Raw genomic sequence first — 1,821 nt, 5'->3', positions numbered from 1 at the left:
CGCATCGGCGTCGCGGGCCACAACCTCTTCGACATCGCGTACACCTGGCTGCTCGCCCAGGCGCGCGGGGTGACCCACGCCGTCGAGTACGAGATGCTGCTCGGCATGGCGACGGGCCAGGCCGAGGCCGTGCGCAAGGACGTCGGACGCCTGCTGCTCTACACGCCGGTCGTCAACCCCGCCGAGTTCGACGTCGCCATCGCCTACCTCGTGCGCCGCCTCGAAGAGAACGCCAGCCCCGAGAACTTCATGTCGGCCGTGTTCGAGCTCGCCTCCGACCCCGCACTGCTCACCCGCGAGCGGGAGCGCTTCGAGCGCTCTCTCGCCGGCCTCGAGGCCGACCGCTCGGTGCCCTCGTCGAACCGCGTGCAGGACCGCGCGGCCGAGGCGGCGACGCAGGCGGATGCCGCGGACGCGGACGCCGTCACGACCGGCTTCGAGAACCAGGCCGACAGCGATCCCGCGATCGCCGCGAACCGCGCCTGGGGCCGTGAGATCCTGGCGCGCTCGGTGGACTCGACGCTCGGCCTCGACTCGATCGCGCTCGCCAAGGTCGAGACGACCGATGAGCTCGACGGCGTCTTCGCCGCCGCATCCGCTGCCGCCACCCGCTGGGCCGCGCTGCCCGCGGCCGAACGCGCCGCCGTGCTGCACCGCGCCGGTGACGAGCTGGCTGCACGTCGCGGTCAGCTGATCGAGATCATGGCCCACGAGGCGGGCAAGACCATCGCCGAGGCCGACCCCGAGGTGTCGGGGGCGATCGACTTCGCGCACTACTACGCCGAGCGCGCGCTCGACCTCGAGGCCATCGCCGGTGCGGAGTTCGTGCCGTCGAAGGTCACGGTCGTGACGCCGCCGTGGAACTTCCCCGTCGCGATCCCCGCGGGCGGCGTGCTCGCCGGCCTCGCCTCGGGCTCGGGCGTCGTCATCAAGCCCGCCAAGCTCACACAGCGCTGCGGTGCGGTCATGGTCGAGGCGCTGTGGGCCGCGGGTGTTCCGCGCGACCTGCTCGCACTCGTCGATCTCGCGAACCGCGACCTCGGCACCCGCCTCGTCGCGAGCCCCGAGGTCGACCGCGTGATCCTCACCGGCGCGTACGAGACCGCGCAGCTGTTCCGCTCGTTCCGCTCCGACCTGCCGCTGCTCGCCGAGACGAGCGGCAAGAACGCGATCATCGTCACGCCGTCGGCCGACCTCGACCTCGCCGCAGCCGACGTCGCCCGCAGCGCCTTCGGCCACGCCGGGCAGAAGTGCTCGGCGGCGTCGCTCGCGATCCTCGTCGGATCGGTCGCGGACTCGAAGCGGTTCGAGCGTCAGCTCGTCGACGCCGTCACCTCGATGCGCGTCGGCCTGCCCGAAGACCCGGCCACCCAGATGGGTCCGATCATCGAGCCGGCGAACGGCAAGCTGCTGACCGCTCTGACCACGCTCGAGCGGGGCGAGCGCTGGCTCGTCGAGCCGCGCAAGCTCGACGACGAGGGGAAGCAGTGGACGCCGGGCGTCAAGGCCGGCGTCGCCCCGGGGTCGACCACCCACCTGACGGAGTTCTTCGGACCGGTGCTCGGCATCATGCACGCGAAGGACCTCGACGAGGCGATCCGCCTGCAGAACGCCGTGGACTACGGCCTCACCGCGGGCATCCACTCGCTCGACTCCGACGAGGTCGCCACCTGGCTCGACCGCGTCGAGGCCGGCAACCTCTATGTCAACCGCGGCATCACCGGCGCCATCGTGCAGCGTCAGCCGTTCGGCGGCTGGAAGCGGTCGGCCGTGGGAGCGGGAGCGAAGGCCGGCGGCCCGAAATACCTGTTCGGCCTCGGC

1 protein-coding gene is annotated in these 1,821 nt (G+C 72.1%); it reads left to right on the top strand.

Translation table 11 applies throughout. The annotated features are described in order from the left end of the window. On the top strand, window positions 1-1,821 hold a 1,821-nt coding region (locus J7E68_RS06405), incomplete at both ends, for a proline dehydrogenase family protein (protein ID WP_215170934.1).

Origin of the sequence: Microbacterium sp. ISL-103 (genome assembly GCF_018613995.1) — a bacterium.
GTDB lineage: Bacteria > Actinomycetota > Actinomycetes > Actinomycetales > Microbacteriaceae > Microbacterium.
This window is presented reverse-complemented; position numbering and strand designations above follow the sequence as displayed.